The sequence below is a fragment of the Streptomyces sp. NPDC059499 genome (genome assembly GCF_042749285.1).
Classification (GTDB): Bacteria; Actinomycetota; Actinomycetes; order Streptomycetales; family Streptomycetaceae; genus Streptomyces.
This window is the reverse complement of the sequence record NZ_JBHYTT010000003.1, coordinates 137,654-158,480: the sequence shown is the minus strand read 5'-3', so window position 1 is coordinate 158,480 and position 20,827 is coordinate 137,654. Positions and strand designations below refer to the sequence as shown.

Annotated in this window: 16 protein-coding genes; 11 read left to right on the top strand and 5 right to left on the bottom strand. The window is 71.0% G+C overall.

What is annotated here, in order from left to right; translation table 11 throughout:
• Positions 1-106: 106 nt before the first annotated feature.
• A complete protein-coding gene (gene rpsT / locus ACFW9O_RS09530; RefSeq protein ID WP_014156344.1) occupies positions 107-373 on the bottom strand; it encodes a 30S ribosomal protein S20 in 267 nt (88 codons plus the stop codon).
• A 215-nt stretch (positions 374-588) separates the two neighbouring features.
• On the opposite strand from rpsT, the gene lepA reads away from it, so the two are divergent.
• The 4 genes from lepA (at position 589) to hemW (ending at position 8,018) form a co-directional block, all read left to right on the top strand.
• Entirely contained in the window at positions 589-2,463 is a 1,875-nt protein-coding gene (lepA, locus tag ACFW9O_RS09525) for a translation elongation factor 4 (protein WP_356414777.1), read from the top strand.
• A 277-nt stretch (positions 2,464-2,740) separates the two neighbouring features.
• Positions 2,741-4,630: an AMP-dependent synthetase/ligase gene (locus ACFW9O_RS09520; RefSeq protein WP_384606891.1), complete on the top strand. Its 1,890-nt coding sequence runs from the start codon at positions 2,741-2,743 to the stop codon at positions 4,628-4,630.
• A gap of 217 nt (positions 4,631-4,847) precedes the next feature.
• On the top strand, positions 4,848-6,737 hold the full coding sequence (locus ACFW9O_RS09515; protein WP_384606889.1) for a SpoIIE family protein phosphatase: 1,890 nt from the start codon (positions 4,848-4,850) through the stop codon (positions 6,735-6,737).
• 39 nt (positions 6,738-6,776) lie between these two features.
• Entirely contained in the window at positions 6,777-8,018 is a 1,242-nt protein-coding gene (hemW, locus tag ACFW9O_RS09510; RefSeq protein ID WP_384606887.1) for a radical SAM family heme chaperone HemW, read from the top strand.
• Positions 8,019-8,034: 16 nt separating this feature from the next.
• Here hemW and ACFW9O_RS09505 read toward each other — a convergent pair whose 3' ends face one another.
• The 3 genes from ACFW9O_RS09505 to ACFW9O_RS09495 all read right to left on the bottom strand — a co-directional run bounded on the left by ACFW9O_RS09505 (position 8,035) and on the right by ACFW9O_RS09495 (position 12,668).
• Positions 8,035-10,953 carry a hypothetical protein gene (locus tag ACFW9O_RS09505; protein WP_384606885.1) on the bottom strand — a complete coding sequence of 973 codons (2,919 nt, stop codon included), beginning with the start codon at positions 10,951-10,953 and terminating at the stop codon, positions 8,035-8,037.
• A 148-nt stretch (positions 10,954-11,101) separates the two neighbouring features.
• The gene (locus ACFW9O_RS09500) at positions 11,102-11,920 is read right to left on the bottom strand and encodes a DUF3097 domain-containing protein (protein WP_384606881.1); all 819 of its coding nucleotides are present in this window, start codon (positions 11,918-11,920) and stop codon (positions 11,102-11,104) included.
• A 25-nt stretch (positions 11,921-11,945) separates the two neighbouring features.
• On the bottom strand, positions 11,946-12,668 hold the full coding sequence (locus tag ACFW9O_RS09495) for an MBL fold metallo-hydrolase (RefSeq protein WP_351173321.1): 723 nt from the start codon (positions 12,666-12,668) through the stop codon (positions 11,946-11,948).
• A gap of 165 nt (positions 12,669-12,833) precedes the next feature.
• On the opposite strand from ACFW9O_RS09495, the gene hrcA reads away from it, so the two are divergent.
• From hrcA to ACFW9O_RS09460, 7 genes are all read left to right on the top strand, one after another.
• The gene (gene hrcA, locus ACFW9O_RS09490) at positions 12,834-13,850 is read left to right on the top strand and encodes a heat-inducible transcriptional repressor HrcA (protein WP_351173319.1); all 1,017 of its coding nucleotides are present in this window, start codon (positions 12,834-12,836) and stop codon (positions 13,848-13,850) included.
• Entirely contained in the window at positions 13,851-14,987 is a 1,137-nt protein-coding gene (dnaJ, locus tag ACFW9O_RS09485) for a molecular chaperone DnaJ (protein WP_329211207.1), read from the top strand.
• A gap of 131 nt (positions 14,988-15,118) precedes the next feature.
• The gene (locus tag ACFW9O_RS09480) at positions 15,119-16,192 is read left to right on the top strand and encodes a nitronate monooxygenase (protein WP_384606878.1); all 1,074 of its coding nucleotides are present in this window, start codon (positions 15,119-15,121) and stop codon (positions 16,190-16,192) included.
• Complete coding sequence (locus tag ACFW9O_RS09475; RefSeq protein WP_384606875.1) at positions 16,189-16,935, top strand: 16S rRNA (uracil(1498)-N(3))-methyltransferase; 747 nt, start codon at positions 16,189-16,191, stop codon at positions 16,933-16,935. The genes ACFW9O_RS09480 and ACFW9O_RS09475 overlap by 4 nt, the downstream gene beginning before the upstream one ends.
• Before the next feature lie 81 nt (positions 16,936-17,016).
• A complete protein-coding gene (locus tag ACFW9O_RS09470) occupies positions 17,017-17,376 on the top strand; it encodes a histidine triad nucleotide-binding protein (protein WP_351175345.1) in 360 nt (119 codons plus the stop codon).
• 67 nt (positions 17,377-17,443) lie between these two features.
• The gene (locus ACFW9O_RS09465; protein WP_384606872.1) at positions 17,444-18,352 is read left to right on the top strand and encodes a ribonuclease Z; all 909 of its coding nucleotides are present in this window, start codon (positions 17,444-17,446) and stop codon (positions 18,350-18,352) included.
• A 10-nt stretch (positions 18,353-18,362) separates the two neighbouring features.
• Positions 18,363-19,355 carry an adenosine deaminase gene (locus ACFW9O_RS09460; protein ID WP_384606870.1) on the top strand — a complete coding sequence of 331 codons (993 nt, stop codon included), beginning with the start codon at positions 18,363-18,365 and terminating at the stop codon, positions 19,353-19,355.
• Here the strand turns inward: ACFW9O_RS09460 and ACFW9O_RS09455 are convergent.
• Positions 19,319-20,677: an MFS transporter gene (locus ACFW9O_RS09455; protein WP_384606867.1), complete on the bottom strand. Its 1,359-nt coding sequence runs from the start codon at positions 20,675-20,677 to the stop codon at positions 19,319-19,321. The two genes, ACFW9O_RS09460 and ACFW9O_RS09455, sit on opposite strands and share 37 nt — an antisense overlap.
• Between the last annotated feature and the right edge of the window lie 150 nt (positions 20,678-20,827).

The following is a 20,827-nucleotide window of genomic DNA, read 5'->3' as shown; positions in this document are numbered from 1 at the left end:
TGTGCCGCACCCGCGTGGCGAACGCAGGTTCGGTGTGCGGCACGGAGTGCCGGTCAGGAGCGGGAGAGAGGGCCCGCGGAGTCCGTTCCGGCGATCACATCAGTGCTCAGCCCTGGAGGGCGGCAACCTTGAGCGCCAGCGCCGACTTCTTGTTGGCGGCGGCGTTCTTGTGGATGACACCCTTCGAGACGGCCTTGTCGAGCTGGCGGGACGCGTCACGGACGGCCACAGTGGCCTTCTCGACGTCACCGGCAGCGGCAGCCTCACGGGCCTTGCGGATCGAGGTCTTGAGCGACGACTTGACGGCCTTGTTGCGCAGGCGCGCCTTCTCGTTCGTCTTGTTCCGCTTGATCTGGGACTTGATGTTCGCCACGAAAGAGCCTTTTCAGGTTCGTTGGATCTTCTATGTGCGCCACGCCGCTTCTGAGGGCCACGAGGCACAGCTGCCCACGATACCAGTCGCCCACGGACCGGCCCAAACCGGTCCCAGCCCCGCGGGCGTGGGACGATGGAAGCTGCGTACAGATCCGTCCGACCCGACATCGACCCGAGACACGGCGTTCGGCGTCTCAAGAATCAGGACCCTGCGTGCCCGCGACTCCTACCAACGTGCCCGAGCCGAGCCGTACCGACCCGGCACTGATCCGCAACTTCTGCATCATCGCGCACATCGACCACGGCAAGTCGACGCTTGCCGACCGGATGCTCCAGCTGACGGGCGTGGTCGACGTGCGGCAGATGCGCGCTCAGTACCTCGATCGGATGGATATCGAGCGCGAGCGCGGCATCACGATCAAGTCCCAGGCGGTACGTCTGCCGTGGGCACCGACCACGGGCGGGGACACGGGCACCACCCATGTCCTCAACATGATCGACACCCCGGGGCACGTGGACTTCACCTACGAGGTCTCCCGCTCGCTCGCGGCATGCGAGGGCACGGTTCTCCTGGTGGACGCGGCGCAGGGCATCGAGGCCCAGACGCTCGCCAACCTCTACCTCGCGATGGAGAACGACCTCACCATCGTCCCGGTGCTCAACAAGATCGACCTGCCGGCCGCGCAGCCGGAGAAGTTCTCCGAGGAGCTGGCCAACCTCATCGGCTGCCAGCCCGAGGACGTACTGAAGGTGTCCGCCAAAACCGGTGTCGGTGTGGACGCCCTGCTCAACCGGGTGGTCAGGGACGTCCCCGCCCCCGTCGGCCAGGCGGACGAGGCAGCCCGCGCGATGATCTTCGACTCGGTCTACGACCCCTACCGGGGTGTCGTCACCTACGTCCGTGTCATCGACGGTCAGCTCAACAAGCGCGAGCGCATCCGGATGATGTCCACGGGCGCCACCCACGAGCTGCTGGAGATCGGTGTCTCGTCCCCGGAGATGACCCCGGCCGACGGCATCGGTGTGGGCGAAGTGGGCTACATCATCACCGGGGTGAAGGACGTCCGGCAGTCCAAGGTCGGTGACACGATCACCTCCCTGCACAACGGCGCGACCGTGGCGCTGGGCGGCTACAAGGACCCCAAGCCGATGGTGTTCTCGGGGCTGTACCCGCTCGACGGTTCCGACTACCCGGATCTGCGCGAGGCCCTCGACAAGCTCCAGCTCAACGACGCCGCCCTGGTGTACGAGCCGGAGACCTCCGCGGCACTCGGCTTCGGCTTCCGTGTCGGCTTCCTGGGCCTGCTCCACCTCGACGTGGTCCGTGAGCGGCTCGAGCGAGAGTTCGGCCTGGAGCTCATCGCCACCGCCCCCAACGTGGTCTACCGCGTCGAGATGGAGGACGGCACCGAGCACATCGTCACCAACCCGAGCGAGTTCCCCGAGGGCAAGATCGACAAGGTGCACGAGCCGGTCGTCCGGGCCACGGTCCTGGCGCCCAGCGAGTTCATCGGCGCGATCATGGAGCTGTGCCAGCAGCGCCGCGGCACCCTCCTCGGCATGGACTACCTCTCCGAGGACCGGGTGGAGATCCGCTACACCCTCCCGCTCGCCGAGATCGTCTTCGACTTCTTCGACCAGCTGAAGTCCAAGACCCGGGGCTACGCCTCCCTCGACTACGAGCCCACCGGCGAGCAGTCCGCCCAACTCGTCAAGGTCGACATCCTGCTGCACGGCGACAAGGTCGACGCGTTCTCCGCGGTCACGCACAAGGACAAGGCGTACGCGTACGGCGTCCGGCTCGTCGCCAAGCTGCAGAAGCTCATTCCCCGGCAGAACTTCGAGGTGCCGATCCAGGCAGCCATCGGTTCCCGGGTCATCGCCCGTGAGACCGTCCGCGCCATCCGCAAGGACGTTCTCGCCAAGTGCTACGGCGGTGACATCTCCCGTAAGCGGAAGCTGCTGGAGAAGCAGAAGGAAGGCAAGAAGCGGATGAAGATGGTCGGCAACGTGGAGGTGCCGCAGGACGCGTTCATCTCCGTCCTGTCGACCGACGAGTCGGCCGGCGAGGGCAAGGCCAAGAAGTAGCCCTCCGCTCCCGGAATCTACCCGGGAGTAGACAGACGGGCCCCCGTGCCGCAGACGCCTGCGGCACGGGGGCCCGTTCGTTATGAAGCGGCGGCCTGTTGCCCCTTACGCCACGGACCTGCGCGCTCTACTCTGATCACCACCCGTTAGTTACTCGCCAGTTAAACAAGCAGGCCGAGCGGGAACGAGAAGCAGGAACAGCAGGCAGCAGCCCCCCAGCACCCAGCACCATTACCCAGCAGCCGGTCGTAGCAATGCCGCAGGCCCGGAGGACGTCGTGAGCGACACACAGACCTTGATCGATAACCGACCGCCCTCCGTGGCGGCTCTCTTCATCGACCGCGTGGCGGCCACCCCGGATGGTGAGGCGTACCGCTACCCCGTGCCGTCGGCCTCCGGTCAGGGACCGGACGACTGGAAGTCGCTGACCTGGGCGCAGGCAGCGACCAGGGTCCACGCCATCGCGGCCGGTCTGATCGGACTCGGCGTCCGGCCCGAGGAGCGCGTCGCGCTCGCCTCCGCCACCCGTGTCGAGTGGATCCTCGCCGACCTCGGCGTGATGTGTGCCGGCGCCGCGACCACGACGATCTACCCGTCCACGAACACCGAGGAGTCCGCCTTCATCCTGGCCGACTCCGAGAGCCGTGTCCTGATCGCCGAGGACGCCGCCCAGCTGGCGAAGGCCCGTGAGAACCGGGACGCGCTGCCCCACCTGGCCCATGTCGTCGTCGTCGACCCGGCCGGCGTGGAGCCCGTGGAGGGTGACCCCGAGGGCTGGATCCTCACGCTTGCCGAGCTCGAGGCCCGTGGCGCGGAGTACCTGGCCAAGAACCCGGACGCGGTCACGGACCGGGTCTCCGCGATCACCGCCGACCAGCTCGCCACCCTGATCTACACCTCGGGCACCACCGGCCGCCCCAAGGGCGTACGGCTGCCGCACGACAACTGGTCGTACATGGCCAAGGCCACCGTGGCGACCGGCCTGATCAACGCCGACGACGTCCAGTACCTGTGGCTGCCGCTCGCCCACGTCTTCGGCAAGGTCCTCACCTCCGGCCAGATCGAGGTCGGCCACGTCACGGCCGTCGACGGCCGCGTGGACAAGATCATCGAGAACCTTCCGGTGGTCCAGCCGACCTACATGGCAGCCGTCCCCAGGATCTTCGAGAAGGTCTACAACGGGGTCGCGGCCAAGGCACGGGCCGGCGGCGGCGCCAAGTACAAGATCTTCCAGTGGGCGGCGGGCGTGGGCCGCGAGTACGCGAAGGTGTCGCAGGACAACTTCCGCCGTACCGGCAAGGCCTCCGTGCCGTTCGCGCTCGGCGCCAAGCACAAGGTCGCCGACACCCTCGTCTTCGCGAAGATCCGTGAGGCCTTCGGCGGCCGGCTCCGTGCCTGCGTCTCCGGTTCCGCCGCACTCGCCCCGGACATCGGCTTCTTCTTCGCGGGCGCCGGGATCCACATCCTGGAGGGCTACGGCCTCACCGAGTCCAGCGCCGCCTCCTTCGTCAACCCCGGCGAGGCCTACCGCACCGGCACCGTCGGCAAGCCGCTTCCCGGCACCGAGGTCCGGATCGCGGACGACGGCGAGATCCTGCTGCGCGGCCCCGGTCTGATGGAGGGCTACCACCAACTGCCCGAGAAGACCGCCGAGGTGCTGGAGTCCGACGGCTGGTTCCACACCGGTGACATCGGCGAGCTGTCCGAGGACGGCTACCTGCGGATCACCGACCGCAAGAAGGACCTGATCAAGACGTCCGGCGGCAAGTACATCGCCCCGGCCGAGGTCGAGGGACAGTTCAAGGCGGTGTGCCCGTTCGTCTCCAACATCCTGGTGCACGGCGCGGACCGTAACTTCTGCACCGCCCTCATCTCGCTCGACGAGCCGACCATCCTCGGCTGGGCGGAGGAGAACGGGCTGGGCGGCAAGCCGTACGCCGACGTGGTGGCCTCCCCGCAGGCCGTGGAGCTCGTCGAGGGCTATGTGAAGCGGCTCAACGAGGGTCTGCAGCGCTGGCAGACCATCAAGAAGTTCCGGCTGCTGCCCCGTGACCTCGACATCGAGCACGGCGAGCTGACCCCCAGCCTCAAGCTGAAGCGGCCGGTCGTCGAGCGCGAGTACAAGCACCTCATCGACGACATGTACGCGGGCTCCCGCGAGGCGTAACCGCCGGGGAGCGGGTCGGGGCCGGTGGGCGCCGGCCCCGAGGCAGGCCCGGACGGGGCCGGCGGGTGCGGAAGCACCTGCCGGCCCCGTTCCGCTGTCCAGCCTGTTTCTGTTCGGCACAGCCCACTTCGGTCACTCGGTGCTTATGAACACGGTCGGTCTGTCACTCTGTCGTACACGTCAGCGGTGTATCGCGAGAACTGTCAGGAGCCGCACCGTGGGGCCCATTCCCTTGCAGCGGGACATTGTTCACCGTCCCGGTACCGTCGTCGCCGGTCAGGGCGGTGACCCCCGCATGGTTGCCCGCACCAGCCTGCCCGGAATCCCGCTGGCCCCCTCGGCGGCCCGCAGGTTCGTCCGTGCCGCCCTCGCCGACTGGACCGGGCTCGGGCTGCCCGCCGCCGGAGGTTTCAGCGACCGGGTCACCGACGACGCCGTGACCGTGGCCAACGAGCTCGTCACCAACGCGGTCGTGCACGCCGGTACGGCGGTCGAGCTGCTCTTCAGGCTGGAGGACGCGGTCGGGGCCGAGCCGGCCGGTCTGGTGCTGGAGATCACCGACCACCATCCCGCCCGCTCGGTGCGCGACGGCGAGACGGAACGGCCCGATCCGTCCGAGTACGGCAGGGGACTGCAGCTGGTCGCCACCCTCGCCGAGTCCTGGGGCATCACCTACCGCACCGGCATCAAGACCGTGTGGGCGCGGCTGACCGCGGACGACTGGGACGCGCTGCCCGAGCACTCGCCGTCCGAGGAGGCCGCCCGCCGTCGCGGGCTGCGCGCCGGAGAGATCCTCGCTCCCGCGTCCCGGTGGACCGGACGTGACGACGCGGGCTGGGCCGGACGCGGTGCGCTCTCCTTCCTCGCCGAAGCCTCCGACCTGCTCGCGGGCCAGCTCGACGAGGACCTCGTGGCATCGACAGCGGGGCAGCTGCTCGTGCCCAGGCTCGCCGACTGGTGCGCGATCTGGCTGGAGAGCGAGGGCGGCGGGCACGCGGCCGTCCCACGGCTCGCCGGGGTCTGGCACAGCGACGAGGGCGGGACCGAGCTGCTGCGCCCGATGCTGGAGAAGGAGCCCCTGCGGTTATCCGGCAGCGTCGGCACCGGCCCCGTACCCATCCCGTGGCCCGGCGACCCGGCGGGGGAGGGCGGGGCCGCGCTCGCCCACCGCATCACCGCGGGCGGCCGCACACTCGGCGCCGTACTCGTGGGCCGGAAGGGCGTCGCGCAGGTACCCGACGAGGTCGCCGTGCTCATCGCGGACTTCGTACGCCGTGTCGGCCTCGCCGTGGGCGCCGCCCGCGCCTACACCCGGCAGGCCAACATCAGCCGCATCCTGCAGCGCGGCCTGCTCCCCAGCAAGGTCGCGGAGATACCCGGTGTCTCCAGCGCACTGGTCTACGAGCCCAGTGACGACGGCGTGGTCGGCGGCGACTTCTACGACCTGTTCCCCTGCCCCGGCGGGCGCTGGTGCTTCGTGCTCGGGGACGTGCAGGGGAGCGGTCCCGAGGCCGCCGTCGTCACGGGCCTCGCCCGGCCCTGGCTGCGGCTGCTGTCCAGAGAGGGCTTCCGCGTCGGCGAGGTCCTCGACCGGCTCAACCGGCTCCTCCTCGACGACGCCATGGAGGCGGCCGAGGCGGCCGCCCTGATGGTCGCGGCGGCGGGCGGGCAGCAGATCCAGGACGGCACCCAGTCCCGCTTCCTCTCCCTGCTGTACGGCGACATCGTGCCCCTCCCGGACGGCGGCGTGCGCTGCACCGTGGCCAGTGCCGGACATCCCCTCCCGCTGCTGCTCCGCCCGGACGGATCCGTCACCACGGCCGCCGAGTCTCAGGTCCTGCTCGGGGTCGTCGAGGACGTGGCGTACGAGAGCCAGGGCTTCGACCTGGAACCGGGTGACAGCCTCCTCTGCGTCACCGACGGGGTGACCGAGAGGCGCTCCGGGCGGCTGATGTTCGACGACGGCGACGGGCTCGCCCACGCCCTGGCCGGCTGTGCCGGCCTGCCGGCCGACAGGATCGCCGACCGGATAAAGCACGCGGTCCACGCCTTCGCCGAGCGTCCGCCGGACGACGACCTGGCCCTGCTCGTCCTCCAGGTCGGCTGAGAAGGAGCGTGGACCGGGAAGGTCCGGCGGCGAGCGACAATGGACGGTATGCCTTCCGTACTGCCCGATGGTGAGCCCGTGCCCGACGACGGAGCGCTGCCCCGTCATGCCCTGGAAGGCGCCGCCGACCGGCCGCTCGGCTTCTACCTGCATGTGCCCTACTGCGCCACCCGCTGCGGCTACTGCGACTTCAACACCTACACCGCGACCGAGCTGCGGGGTTCCGGAGGGGCACTGGCCTCCCGGGACAACTACGCGGCGCACCTGATCGAGGAGGTGCGCCAGGCCCGCAAGGTGCTCGGCGACGACCCCCGCCCGGTCCGTACGGTCTTCGTCGGCGGCGGCACGCCCACCCTGCTGCCCGCCGCGGACCTCGTCCGGATGCTCGGGGCGATCCGTGAGGAGTTCGGGCTCGCGGACGACGCAGAGATCACCACGGAGGCCAATCCGGAGTCCGTCGATCCGGCGTACCTGGCGGCCCTCCGGGAGGGCGGCTTCAACCGCGTCTCCTTCGGGATGCAGAGCGCCCGGCAGCACGTCCTGAAGATCCTGGACCGCACCCACACGCCCGGCAGGCCCGAGGCCTGTGTCGCCGAGGCGCGCGAGGCCGGCTTCGAGCACGTCAACCTCGACCTCATCTACGGCACCCCGGGCGAGTCCGACGACGACTGGCGGGCCTCCCTCGACGCGGCGATCGGCGCCGGCCCCGACCATGTGTCGGCCTATGCGCTGATCGTCGAGGAGGGCACCCAGCTGGCCCGCCGCATCAAGCGCGGCGAGATCCCGATGACCGACGACGACGCCCACGCCGACCGCTACCTGATCGCCGACGAGGCGATGGCGGCCGCGGGCTTCTCCTGGTACGAAGTGTCGAACTGGTCCAAAACGCCCGAGGGCCGCTGCCTGCACAACGAGCTGTACTGGCGCGGCGCCGACTGGTGGGGCGCCGGACCCGGAGCGCACAGCCACGTCGGCGGGGTGCGCTGGTGGAACGTCAAGCACCCCGGGGCGTACGCACAGGCCCTGGCCGAAGGCCGCTCGCCCGGTGCCGGGCGCGAGGTCCTGGCCGACGAGGACCGGCGGGTCGAACGCATCCTGCTCGAGCTGAGACTCGTCGAGGGATGCCCGCTGTCCCTGCTGGCGCCCGCCGGGCTCGCCGCGGCCGGCCGGGCCGTCGCGGACGGACTGCTGGAGTCCGCCCCGTACCGGGAGGGCCGGGCGGTCCTCACCCTGCGGGGGCGCCTGCTGGCGGACGCCGTGGTGCGGGACCTGGTGGACTGAGCTCCCGCGCCCTCGGTCAGCTCACCCGGCAGTCCTTGCGGGTGAGGACCACCGGGTCACCGGCAGCCCGGCCGCACACGACGCGGATCTCGGCATCCGGCCCCGGACGCGTGACCTTCATGATGTTCAGGCCGTGCACCTTCTGGGCGGCGTAGGGAATCGTCCCGCGGAAGGTGACGGTCCCGGTCGGCATGTCGTGGAGGGCGACCGAGTAGAGCGTCGCCCACGTCTCCGCCGCGCTCCGCGGGATGTCACTGCGGGTGGCGGCGGCGTAGAGGGCTGCCGTGGCCTGGTAGGAGATGACGGTCTGGCCGCTGGTGAACAGCTTGTCCTCGTACGGCGGGCGGTCCTTCGGCAGCGGGTTCAGCCGCTTCCCGTCGGGGAGCAGCGATTCCAGGGACCTGCGGGAGTCCTCGTAGAACGCCCGGCCACCGCCCCGGCTCATGGGCGCCAGCGAGCTGTAGTAGAGCGTGACCTTCTCCGCGAGCTTCGTCGAGTCGTCGAAGCGCGCCTTGGTCAGATCGTCCCCGGTGAACACCGTGATGGCCTTGCCCGAGCAGCCGCTGGTCTGCCCGAGGCCGGACATCAGGGTGTTGACGTCCTCGACCCGGCCGGCGAAGTACAGGGCGTCGGGGACCCGGTCCCCTCCGCAGATGCGCTGCAGCGGGCCGTCGAGGTTCGCGGAGCCGCCGTCCTTGGAGAGGGAGTACTGGGTGCCGTCGTCCTCGTCGCCGTTGTCGGCCGGGAGCGTGAAGCCGGAGGCCTCCAGCATCTGCTCGCCCACCCTGCGCTGCTCGGTGGTGTAGCGGTCCTTGTCCTCGTTGCCCACCCTCCGGGACAGGACGACCGCCTGTGGATCCGGCAGCTTGTCCGCCAGCTGCCCGGCGAGCAGGCCGAGCGCGTCCGCCTGCTCCTCGTCGGTCGCGGCGAGGCCGAAGTAGTTCGGGTACTCGCGGGCCAGACGGCTGTCGGAGTTGGTCGTGTCGACCACGGGCAGCCCGGCGCGCTGCAGCAGGCCGGTGGCTTCCGCGCTCTCGGTGGTGTTGCGGCCCAGGCCGACCACGCCGACGACGGAGGTGTCCCGCCGGGCGGCCTCGACGATCTTCCGCGCGGCCGTCGTCTGGCGCAGCATGTCCTGACCGCCGTTGGCCGTCAGGACCCGGAGTTTGACGGTGCGGTTCGCCGTGTCGTTGACGAACCGCTGGTGGAGAAAGACACCTGTCAGCTCCTCCAGGCCCTTGCGGGTGTCCTCCTTGTTCCTGTCCGTGCCGGTGAGGGGGCCCGCGTAGACGATGGTGACGTGCGGTTCGCCGGGTTTGATGTCGGCGTTCTGCTCACGTATCGCCTGCTCGATCCGCTCGAAGGTGATGCCCTCGCCCACACCGTTCAGCTCCAGGCCGTTGCCCTCGGCGAAGAGCACCTCGGGGGCCGTGGCCACTCCTATGCACTCCTTGGTGCCCTCGGGACCCGGCAGCCTGACCGCATCCGTGCTGCGGCCGACGAGCGGGCCGTAGCAGTAGGTCTCCTTCCAGTGCTCGCTCCACAGGAAGGCCCCCAGCAGCGCCCCGACCAGGACGAGGGCGACGGTCGTCCGCGACATCACCCACCACATCCAGGTCCGGCGCACGCGCTCGGTGACCAGCTGGGCGTGGGCGTGCTCGTGGGTCAGCTGGCCGGTGGACAGGGGCAGCCGCAGCACCCACGCCAGCTTCACCGCTGCCGCGGGGGCCTGGCCCACGCTCAGGTCGTCGACCCACTTCTCGTACCGTGCACGGGCACCCGACCTGGCGGCCCCGCTGTTCGCGGCCGGCTCAGGGGGAAGCGGCGGGGTGCGCCGCAGGATCTGCGCGGCCGGCAGGGAGGCCAGGAGCAGCAGAGGGTCCACCTCGCTGCGCCGGGAGCGGACGTTGTTGATCGCGTTGATCAGCAGCACGCCGCCGTTGTCGTGGGTGGCCGTCGGCAGGAACACCACGGGCGGTACGGTGCGCTTGCCGCGCCGCCAGTCCGGGGCGTGCGGCCGGTAGTTGTCCAGCAGATCCTCCAGCAGCGCCTGGACCCGCAGCTCCAGGTGGAACTGGCGTGCGTCCTGACCACCCGCCCCCGCGTCGGCCACCCGCTCGGCGACAGCGGCCGCCCTGGCCCGGATCACCCGCCACGAACGGCTCGGCGAGAACCACGACCAGCCGTCGGAGGGATACGCGGTGCTGGACGCGGCCAGCGAAGAGGTGGTCGCCAGCCACCGGCTGGCCGGGCGCAGCCACAGCAGGGGAGGCGCCGCCGTGGTCACCAGCCGCACGACCGCCAGGCCGAGCAGGGCACCGGCGGCGACCAGAGCGGTCAGCAGCCAGCCGATCTCGCCGAGCAGCACGCTGAGTACGGCGATGAAGACGGCACCCAGGAAGGTCTCCGGCCGGATCGACGCACGCAGCGAGCCCCACCAGTTGTTCCCCCTCGACCGGCTCGCCCGCCAGCGCAGGCTGCCCAGCTGTTCCAGGATCCGTTCGTCGCGGTCACCGCGGGCAGCGGCCCGCTCGGACTGCTGCGCGACGACTGTCGCCGTGGCCTGTTCGATGGCGTCGAGGAGACGGGAGCGGGGAAAAGTGAAGGGCTTGTACTGCGAGGTGCCCCGGGCCTCCCATGGCCGCTCCGTCAGTGCGCGCACCATCGAGAGCGCCGCTTCGTACGGGGTGGAGCCGTGGCTGTCCAGCAGCTTCACGGGGACGCGGCGCAGCTGGTTCGCCCGGTGGACCTGGTGGACGATCTGCGCGACCCTGCCGTCGATGTCGGGCCCGGCAGCGGCGTCCTCGGCCTGCGCGACCACCAGGGGCATCACCGGCCGGTTGACCCGGTACTGGTCGATCAGCTGCTGCATCAGGTGGAAGACAGCGGAGGCCGCCTCGTTCTCCGCACTGTCCCGCCACACTTCGCGCGCCATCCGCCCCCGGCCTTCCCCGTTTTTCCTGCTGGGCCCGTCCGGTCACCTGAAACCGCCGGGCCCCTCACCTCTCAATAACCGATGGTGCGTGTGAGGCGCAGGCATTCATGGGGATCGATACCGGATCCTCTTCAACGTTCCCGGGACATCAGGCAGGAAGGGTGACGAAGTCGATCAATTCCTCGACGCGGCCGAGGAGTTGTGGTTCCAGGTCCTTGTACGAACGCACTTTGGAGAGAATGTGCTGCCAGGCCGCGCCCGTGTTCTCCGGCCACCCCAGCGAACGGCACACGCCGGTCTTCCAGTCCTGGCCCCGCGGCACGGCCGGCCACCCCGGGATCCCCACGGACGACGGCTTCACCGCCTCCCAGACATCGATGTACGGGTGCCCCACGACCAGCACGTTCCCGTCCGTGACCTGCGCGGCGATACGGGACTCCTTGGAGCCGGGAACCAGATGGTCGACCAGGACGCCGAGCCGGGCGTCGGGGCCGGGGGCGAACTCCCGCACGATCGCCGGGAGGTCGTCGATGCCCTCCAGGTACTCCACGACCACGCCCTCGATGCGCAGGTCGTCCCCCCAGACCCGCTCGACCAGCTCGGCGTCGTGCCGGCCCTCCACGTAGATCCGGCCGGCCCGCGCCACCCGCGCCCGCGCCCCGGGGACCGCGACCGATCCGGAGGCCGTACGGGCCGGCCCGACCGGCCCGCCGGCCGCCGGGCGTACGAGCGTGACCACCCGGCCCTCCAGCAGGAAGCCGCGCGGCCCCATCGGGAACACCCGGTGCTTGCCGAAGCGGTCCTCCAGAGTGACCGTCGGCCCCTGGGCCGTCTTCTCGCACCGGATCACCGCACCGCAGAAACCGGTGGCGACCTCCTCCACGACCAGATCGGGCTCGGCGGGCACCTCGGGGACGGGAGCGGACCGCTTCCACGGCGGGGTCAGGTCCGGCTGGTAGCTGCGCATGGCACGACGATAGATCGCCGGCCCCTCAGGACACGCCGAACCGGGCAGCAAGCCGATCGCGCTGCGCCCGTACGAACGCGGCGTCCACGACGGCCCCGTGCCCCGGCACGTACAGCGCCTCCTCGCCGCCCAGGGCAAGCAGCCGGTCCAGCGCGGCGGGCCAGCGGGCCGGGACCGCGTCCGGGCCCGCCTGCGGTTCGCCGGACTCCTCGACCAGGTCGCCGCAGAGCACCACCACGGGAGAGCCAGGCACCAGCACCGCGAGATCGTGGCCGCTGTGGCCGGGCCCCACGTTGGCCAGCAGCACCTGGAGGCCGCCGCCCAGGTCGAGCGTCCGCTCACCGCTCACCTCGTGTCGGGGGGCCACCAGGACGTCCGTCGCCACGGTGGCGTCGTGCTCGGGCATCCCGTGGCGCACCGCGTCCGCGCGGAGCTCCTCCGCGCAGCGCCCCAGCAGCTCCCTCGTGCCCACCGCCCCGTAGACCTCCGCCCCGGCGAAGGCCGCGGTGCCGAGCACATGGTCGAAGTGCGGGTGGCTCAGTGCGATATGCGTCACCCTCCGGCCGAGCAGCCCCTCGGCCCGGGTCCGCAGTTCAACGCCCTCCCGGAGCGTGGAACCGGTGTCGTAGAGCAGCGCGCCCTCGGTCCCGGCTACCAGTGCGGCCGTCGCGTCCCAGACGGGAAGGCGCCGGCGCCCCACAACGTTGCCCAACCGCTCCCAGCCGTACTCTTCCCAAGAGGCGTCCATGCGGCGACGCTATCGGCAACGACCTGCGCAGTCCCGCGACGGCGTGGCCGGTCGCCCTTGCCCTTCGCCCACCCCGCCCCCGTACACTGACCGGGGGGATTGCTGGCACTCGAATGCACAGAGTGCCAGGCAGACACCGGAGAACCACAGCTGGAGGTGTGCGCGATGCTCAGCGAACGCAGACTCGAAGTGCTGCGCGCCATCGTCCAGGACTATGTCGGCACGGAGGAGCCCGTCGGCTCCAAGGCGCTCACGGAGCGGCACAAGCTCGGGGTATCCCCGGCAACCGTCCGTAACGACATGGCGGTGCTGGAGGACGAGGGCTTCATCGCCCAGCCGCACACGAGTGCGGGGCGTATCCCGACGGACAAGGGTTACCGGCTCTTCGTCGACAAGCTCGCGGGCGTCAAGCCCCTGTCGTCGCCGGAGCGCCGGGCCATTCAGAACTTCCTCGCCGGGGCGGTCGACCTCGACGACGTCGTGGGCCGTACGGTGCGGCTGCTCGCGCAGCTGACCCGGCAGGTCGCCGTCGTGCAGTACCCCTCGCTGACCCGCTCGACGGTGCGGCACGTCGAACTGCTGTCGCTCGCCCCCGCCCGGCTGATGCTCGTACTGATCACGGACACCGGCCGGGTCGAACAGCGTATGATCGACTGCCCTGCTCCGTTCGGTGAGACCTCTCTCGCCGATCTGCGGGCCCGGCTCAACAGCCGGGTCGTCGGACGCCGCTTCGCGGATGTCCCGCAACTGGTGCAGGACCTGCCGGAGTCCTTCGAGAACGAGGACAGGGGGACCGTTTCGACGGTGCTCTCCGTACTTCTCGAGACTCTGGTCGAAGAGACGGAGGAGCGGCTGATGATCGGCGGCACCTCCAACCTCACCCGCTTCGGGCACGACTTCCCCGTAATGATCCGGCCGGTGCTGGAGGCATTGGAGGAACAGGTCGTGCTGCTGAAGCTGCTCGGTGAGGCCAAGGACTCAGGCATGACCGTACGTATCGGGCACGAGAACGCCCACGAGGGCCTCAACTCCACGTCCGTCGTCGCGGTCGGCTACGGTTCGGGCGACGAGGCAGTCGCCAAACTCGGCGTGGTCGGACCGACCCGCATGGACTACCCCGGAACGATGGGAGCGGTACGCGCAGTGGCACGTTACGTCGGACAGATCCTGGCGGAGTCGTAAGTGGCCACGGACTACTACGCCGTACTCGGCGTGCGCCGCGACGCATCTCAGGACGAGATCAAGAAGGCATTCCGCAGGCTCGCCCGCGAGCTGCACCCGGATGTCAACCCGGATCCGAAGACCCAGGAGCGGTTCAAGGAGATCAACGCCGCTTACGAGGTGCTGTCGGACCCGCAGAAGAAGCAGGTCTACGACCTCGGCGGCGACCCGCTGTCCGCCTCCGGAGGCGGTGGCGCGGGCGGATTCGGACAGGGTGGCTTCGGCAACTTCTCCGACATCATGGACGCGTTCTTCGGCACGGCGTCGCAGCGCGGACCCCGTTCGCGTACCCGGCGCGGCCAGGACGCGATGATCCGGCTGGAGATCGACCTCTCCGAGGCGGCCTTCGGCACGACCAAGGACATCCAGGTCGACACGGCGGTCGTCTGTACGACCTGCAGTGGTGAGGGCGCCGCACCCGGCACCTCCGCCCAGACCTGTGACATGTGCCGCGGCCGTGGCGAGGTCTCCCAGGTGACCCGGTCCTTCCTCGGCCAGGTCATGACCTCGCGGCCCTGCCCCCAGTGCCAGGGCTTCGGCACGGTCGTGCCGACGCCGTGTCCCGAGTGCGCCGGTGACGGCCGCATCCGCTCGCGGCGCACCCTCACCGTGAAGATCCCGGCAGGTGTCGACAACGGCACCCGGATCCAGCTCGCGGGCGAGGGAGAGGTCGGCCCCGGCGGCGGTCCGGCCGGCGATCTGTACGTCGAGATCCACGAGCTGTCGCACGCGGTGTTCCAGCGGCGCGGCGACGACCTGCACTGCACGGTCACCATCCCGATGACGGCCGCGGCGCTCGGCACCCAGGTGCCGCTGGAGACGCTGGACGGCCTGGAGGAGATCGACATCAGGCCGGGCACCCAGTCCGGCCAGTCGGTCCCGCTGCACGGGCGCGGCATCACGCATCTGCGCGGTGGCGGGCGCGGCGACCTGATCGTGCACGTCGAGGTCATGACCCCGACGAAGATGGACCCCGAGCAGGAGCGTCTCCTGCGGGAGCTGTCGAAGCTGCGCGGCGAGGAGCGGCCCACCGGTCAGTTCCAGCCGGGGCAGCAGGGGCTGTTCTCCCGGCTGAAGGACGCCTTCAACGGCCGCTGAGCCGGTTTCCGAGCTTCATCCGCACCGCCCGCCGGTTCTCCGGCGGGCGGTGCGGCGTTCGCCGACGGGCCGTACGCCCGGCGGGAAAAGGCTGATTCGGCACGCCGCACGGGACGTGGCACGATGCCGTCATGTCCTTGGCGCTGACCGATCTCTGCCGGTATCCGATCGTGCAGGCCCCGATGGCGGGCGGCGTCTCCTGTCCGCAGCTCGTCGGGGCCGTCGCCGAGGCCGGGGGGCTCGGATTCCTCGCCGCCGGCTACAAGACGGCGGACGGGATGTACAACGAGGTCAAACAGCTGCGGGGGCTGACCGGACAGCCGTTCGGCGTCAACCTCTTCATGCCGCAGCAGGCGCTCGCCGACCCCAGCGCCGTCGAGGTGTACCGCCACCAGCTCGCCGGTGAGGCCGCCTGGTACGAGACTCCGCTCGGCGACCCGGACTCCAGCGGCGACGACGGCTACGAGGCCAAGGTCGCGATACTGCTGGAGGATCCGGTACCCGTGGTCTCCTTCACGTTCGGCTGCCCCGCCCGCGACACCCTCGACGCGTTCGCCGGCGTCGGCACGTTCACCGTCGTGACGGTCACCTCCCCGCAGGAGGCGCGGAACGCGCAGTGGGCGGGTGCCGACGCCGTCTGCGTACAGGGCGTCGAGGCGGGCGGCCACCAGTCCACGCACCATGACGACGCGCAGGCGGGCCTCACCGGCACCGGGCTGCTCTCCCTGGTCGCCCAGGTCCGCGAGACCGTACAGCTGCCGATCGTCGCGGCCGGCGGGCTGATGCGCGGCTCCCAGATCGCGGCCGTGCTCGCCGCGGGTGCCGACGCGGCGCAGCTCGGCACGGCGTTCCTGGCCTGCCCCGAGTCCGGGGCGCACCTGCTGCACAAGCAGGCCCTGACCAACCCGCTGTTCGTCACGACGGCTCTCACCCGGGCGTTCTCCGGCCGCCCCGCGCGCGGCCTGGCCAACCGTTTCGTCCGGGAGCACGGCCCGTACGCCCCCGCCGCCTACCCGCAGGTGCACCACCTGACCAGCGGGCTGCGCAAGGCGGCGGCCAAGGCCGGCGACGCCCAGGGCATGGCGCTGTGGGCGGGCCAGGGCCACCGGATGGCACGCGAGCTGCCCGCCGGGGAACTCGTGGAACTGCTCGCCACCGAAACGGACGCCGCATGGGCGGCAGTGAGTGGGAGGGGTGCACAGTGACGGCACCGGTCTTCGTCGTCGAACACATGCCCAGCGGGCCTGAGTTCGTCCTGGAAGGGTCCGAGGGGCGGCACGCCGTGTCCGTGAAGCGCCTGCACGCCGGGGAGGACGTCGTCCTGACCGACGGGCGCGGCCGCTGGGCGGAAGGCGTCGTGCGTGCGGCCGAGGGCAAGGACCGGCTCGTCGTCACGGACCTCGCCACGGTGCACGAGGAGCCCGCACCCGCGCCCCGCATCACGGTCGTCCAGGCACTCCCCAAGGGTGACCGCGGTGAGGTCGCCGTCGAGACGATGACGGAGACGGGAGTCGACGCGATCGTGCCGTGGCAGGCCTCGCGCTGCATCACGCAGTGGAAGGGCGAACGCGGCCTCAAGTCCCTGGCCAAGTGGCGCAACACGGCTCGGGAGGCGGGGAAGCAGTCCCGCCGGGTGCTGTTCCCCGAGGTGGCCGATGCCATGACGACCAAGCAGGTCGCCGCGCTGCTGGCCGCCGCGGACTTCGCGGGAGTCCTGCACGAGGACCGGGAGAGCGGCAGCGAACCCCTCGCCACCGCGCAACTCCCCGCCGGCGGCTCGATCGTGCTCGTCGTCGGACCGGAGGGCGGGGTCTCCCCGGAGGAGCTCGCCGCCTTCGCCGCCGCGGGCGCGCCGCCGTACCGGCTCGGTCCCAGTGTGCTGCGCACCTCGACCGCCGGGACGGCCGCCGCCGCCCTGCTGATGGGACGCACCGGGCGCTGGAGCTGAGGTCCGGCCGCCCGGCGGGTCCGGACGGATAGCATGCCGGTGTACCGATCACGATCACCAAGCGACCGAGGAGGCCGGGCCATGGCGGGAGAGCCGCAGACCGACTGCCTGTTCTGCAAGATCGTTACGGGGGACATCCCGGCGACCATCATCCGCGAGAGCGACACGACCGTCGCCTTCCGCGACATAAACCCCCAGGCCCCCACGCACGTCCTCGTCATCCCGAAGGCGCACTACCCGGACGTCGCCGCCCTCGCCGCGGCCGAGCCGGAGATCGCCGCCGACGTGCTGCGCGAGGCCGGGCAGGTCGCCGCGGACGAGAAGATCACCGAGACCGGCTACCGCATCGTCCTCAACACGGGTGCCGGTGCGGGACAGACCGTCTTCCACGCGCACGCCCACGTCCTGGGCGGACGCGGGATGCAGTGGCCCCCCGGCTAGGGTCTTTCGCGCGTGCCGGGCCCCGCGTGCCCGGCATGATCCGAACGAGAGGCCTAGGAGCCGCACCGTGTCCGTACGAGAGCTGGTGGTCCTCGGCACCGCAAGCCAGGTCCCGACGCGCCACCGCAACCACAACGGCTATCTGCTGCGCTGGGACGGCGAGGGCATCCTCTTCGACCCGGGGGAGGGCACCCAGCGCCAGATGCTCCGGGCGGGCGTCGCCGCGCACGACATCAACCGGATCTGCGTCACGCACTTCCACGGCGACCACTCGCTGGGCCTGGCCGGGGTGATCCAGCGGATCAACCTGGACCAGGTCCCGCACCCCGTCACCGCCCACTTCCCGGCGAGCGGGCAGCACTTCTTCGACCGGCTCCGGTACGCGACCGCCTACCGCCAGTCCGTCGAGCTCACCGAGGTGCCGGTCGCCGCCGACGGCGTCCTCGCCACCACGGACGCGTACACGCTGGACAGCCACCGGCTCTCGCACCCGGTCGAGTCCTACGGCTACCGCCTGACCGAACCCGACGGGCGGCGCATGCTGCCCGAGAAGCTCGCCGAGCACGGCATCGGCGGGCCGGACGTCGGACGGATCCAGCGCGACGGCGTCCTGCGCGGCATCCCGCTCGACGAGGTGTCCGAGCTCAGGCGCGGCCAGCGGTTCGCGTTCATCATGGACACGAGGCTCTGCGACGGCGTGCACGCCCTCGCCGAGGGGTGCGACATGCTGGTCATCGAGTCGACCTTCCTCGACGAGGACAGCGGCCTCGCCGCCGACCACGGCCACCTCACCGCCGGACAGGCCGGCCGGGCGGCGAGGGACGCGGGCGTACGGCACCTCGTGCTGACGCACTTCTCGCAGCGCTACAACGACCCCGAGGCCTTCGAGCACCAGGCCCGGGCGGCCGGCTTCGAAGGCGAACTGACCATCGCCCAGGACCTGATCCGGGTCCCCGTACCCACCCGCCACCAGTAACGAGAACACTGTGCACCTCCCCAAAGCCGAACTCCACCTCCACATCGAAGGGACCCTCGAACCCGAGCTGGCCTTCGCGCTCGCCGCACGCAACGGGGTGGACCTGCCCTTCGCGGACACCGAAGCGCTGCGCACCGCCTACCTGTTCGAGGACCTGCAGAGCTTCCTCGACCTCTACTACGCGCTCATGGCGGTGCTGCGCACCGAGGACGACTTCGCCGAACTGGCCGACGCCTACCTGGCCCGCGCCGCCGCCCAGGGTGTCCGCCACGCGGAGATCTTCTTCGACCCGCAGGCCCACACCGACCGCGGGGTCCCGATCGGAACCGTCATCGAAGGGCTCGGCAGGGCCCTGGAGCGCAGCGAGGAGACGCACGGCATCTCCACCCAGCTGATCATGTGCTTCCTGCGCGACCTGTCCGCGGAATCGGCGATGGAGACCCTTCAGGCCGCGAAGCCGTACCTCCACCGCATCAGCGCCGTCGGGCTCGACTCCGCGGAGGCCGGCCACCCGCCCGCGAAGTTCCGCGAGGTGTACGCGGCGGCCACGGCCCTCGGCCTGCGCAAGGTCGCCCATGCCGGCGAGGAGGGTCCGCCGGAGTACATCCGCGAGGCCCTGGACGTCCTGGGCGTCGAGCGGATCGACCACGGGCTGCGCTGCATGGAGGACCCGGAGCTGGTGGACCGGCTGGTGTCCGAGCGGATCCCGCTCACACTCTGCCCGCTGTCCAACGTCAGACTGCGCGCCGTCGACACCCTGGAGGACCACCCGCTGCCGACCATGATGGCCGCCGGGCTGCTCTGCACGGTGAACTCCGACGACCCCGCCTACTTCGGCGGATACGTCGGAGACACCTTCCACGCCGTCCACGAGGCGCTGGGCCTGGACCGTGAGCAGCTGCGCACCCTGGCCCGCAACTCCTTCGAGGCGGCCTTCCTCGACCACGACGAGGAGCGCAGGGCGCGCTACCTCGGCGAGGTCGAGGCGTACGCGTTCGACTGACCGGACCCGCCCGCGGGGCCGGCCGTCCGGAACGCGCTCCTGACCAGCCGCCTCCGGCGCAGCGCGGGAACGCTGATCTCCGTGACGGCCTGCTCCGGCGCGCCCAGCTTGGGCACCGCGCCGGACAGGCTGCCGGTCGTCGCGGCGAGGAGCGCCGCCGGGGCACCGCCCCTGCGCCGGACCGAACCCGGCACCAGCGGGCGCCCGCCGGTGTGCAGCGCGACAGCGGTGACGGGGGCCGCGACCAGCAGGGTGGCCGCCCCCAGGATCAGGCCCATCACCGCGTAGCCGGCCTGCTCGGAGAGCACACTGCCGAGGACGGGGCCGCAGGCCACGCCGACGGACGACGCCGAGCCGGCGAGGACCGCCCAGCGGCCGCGCACATCGAGCGAGGCGGCCAGACCGATCAGATACGACAGGACCACCGGGTAGAAGGTGTTCCACACGATCTCGCCGGTCGCGAAGGCCCCGAGGTCCTGGGCCGACGAGCTGAGCACGATGCTCGCGGCGATGATCATCGTCCCGAGGCCGATCGGCACGGCGCGGCCGATCCGCGCGCCCAGCATCCCGGCGCCCATGACACCGAGCAGCCCGGCTCCCAGCGCGGCGGCGAACACCGCGCCGACGGTCACCTCGGAGAGCCCGACCTGGACGACGCCGATCCGGCTGCTCACGCCCCACAGCGCGTTCTGCGCCATGGACCAGACGAGCATTCCGCCCGCCAGCACCAGCCCCGACCGCCGGTGCGGCAGCCGGCCGGAGACCGGCGCGCCGCCGCCCGCGGGCACGGAGCCGCCCAGCCTGGAGGTGGCCGGCCAGACGAGGAGCGCGACCAGGGCGATCGAGGCGAAGGGGAGCCGGTGCCCGCCGCCGAGGTGAGGGATCGTCAGGTAGAGCGCACCGGCCGTCGCCGAGACGCTGAGCAGCCCCAGGGACGAGGTCCGGTGCGGATCGTGCTGGGCGGCGATGCCGGATGCCGCGACCGCGGTCGCCGCGCCCGATCCGAAGCCGCCGACGACGACGCCCGCGACCACCAGCGGCACGGAGCCGGTCAGCGCCGCGCAGCCGTAGCCCAGCACGGCCAGGGCGAGCCCGATGCGCGCCGGTCTGCGTGCCCCGTATCTGTCGACGCGCCCCGCGAGGGCGAAACCGGCGGAGGCCGAGCTCAGCAGGAGGGCGCTGCCGACCAGTCCGGCCTGGGCGGAGCTCAGCCCCAGATAGGCGCTGAGGCGGCCGACGATGGTGGGGAGCAGATAGGCGGCGAGGTAACCGGCGGTGAACACGGCGACCAGGGGCCACGCGGCGCGAGGGCGCGAGGACATGGGCGTTCCTGAAGACATGCCAGAAGAGGCAGAAGAAGGCAGGGGAGGGCAATGCGAGGAGTGGCGCAGGGGAGGGTAAAGCGATGAAATGCGGGGGATGCGACACTCGTCGTCAACTGTCGTGAACGGTGCTCGCGGGCCAATTTGTAT

Coding starts and splice junctions, on each gene's coding strand:
- ACFW9O_RS09480 (WP_384606878.1), top strand. CDS start 15,119: ATGTCCTTGGCGCTGACCGATCTCTGCCGGTATCCGATCGTGCAGGCC.
- hrcA (WP_351173319.1), top strand. CDS start 12,834: ATGCTCAGCGAACGCAGACTCGAAGTGCTGCGCGCCATCGTCCAGGAC.
- ACFW9O_RS09505 (WP_384606885.1), bottom strand. CDS start 10,953: ATGGCGCGCGAAGTGTGGCGGGACAGTGCGGAGAACGAGGCGGCCTCC.
- hemW (WP_384606887.1), top strand. CDS start 6,777: ATGGACGGTATGCCTTCCGTACTGCCCGATGGTGAGCCCGTGCCCGAC.
- ACFW9O_RS09495 (WP_351173321.1), bottom strand. CDS start 12,668: ATGGACGCCTCTTGGGAAGAGTACGGCTGGGAGCGGTTGGGCAACGTT.
- ACFW9O_RS09500 (WP_384606881.1), bottom strand. CDS start 11,920: ATGCGCAGCTACCAGCCGGACCTGACCCCGCCGTGGAAGCGGTCCGCT.
- ACFW9O_RS09455 (WP_384606867.1), bottom strand. CDS start 20,677: ATGTCCTCGCGCCCTCGCGCCGCGTGGCCCCTGGTCGCCGTGTTCACC.
- ACFW9O_RS09470 (WP_351175345.1), top strand. CDS start 17,017: ATGGCGGGAGAGCCGCAGACCGACTGCCTGTTCTGCAAGATCGTTACG.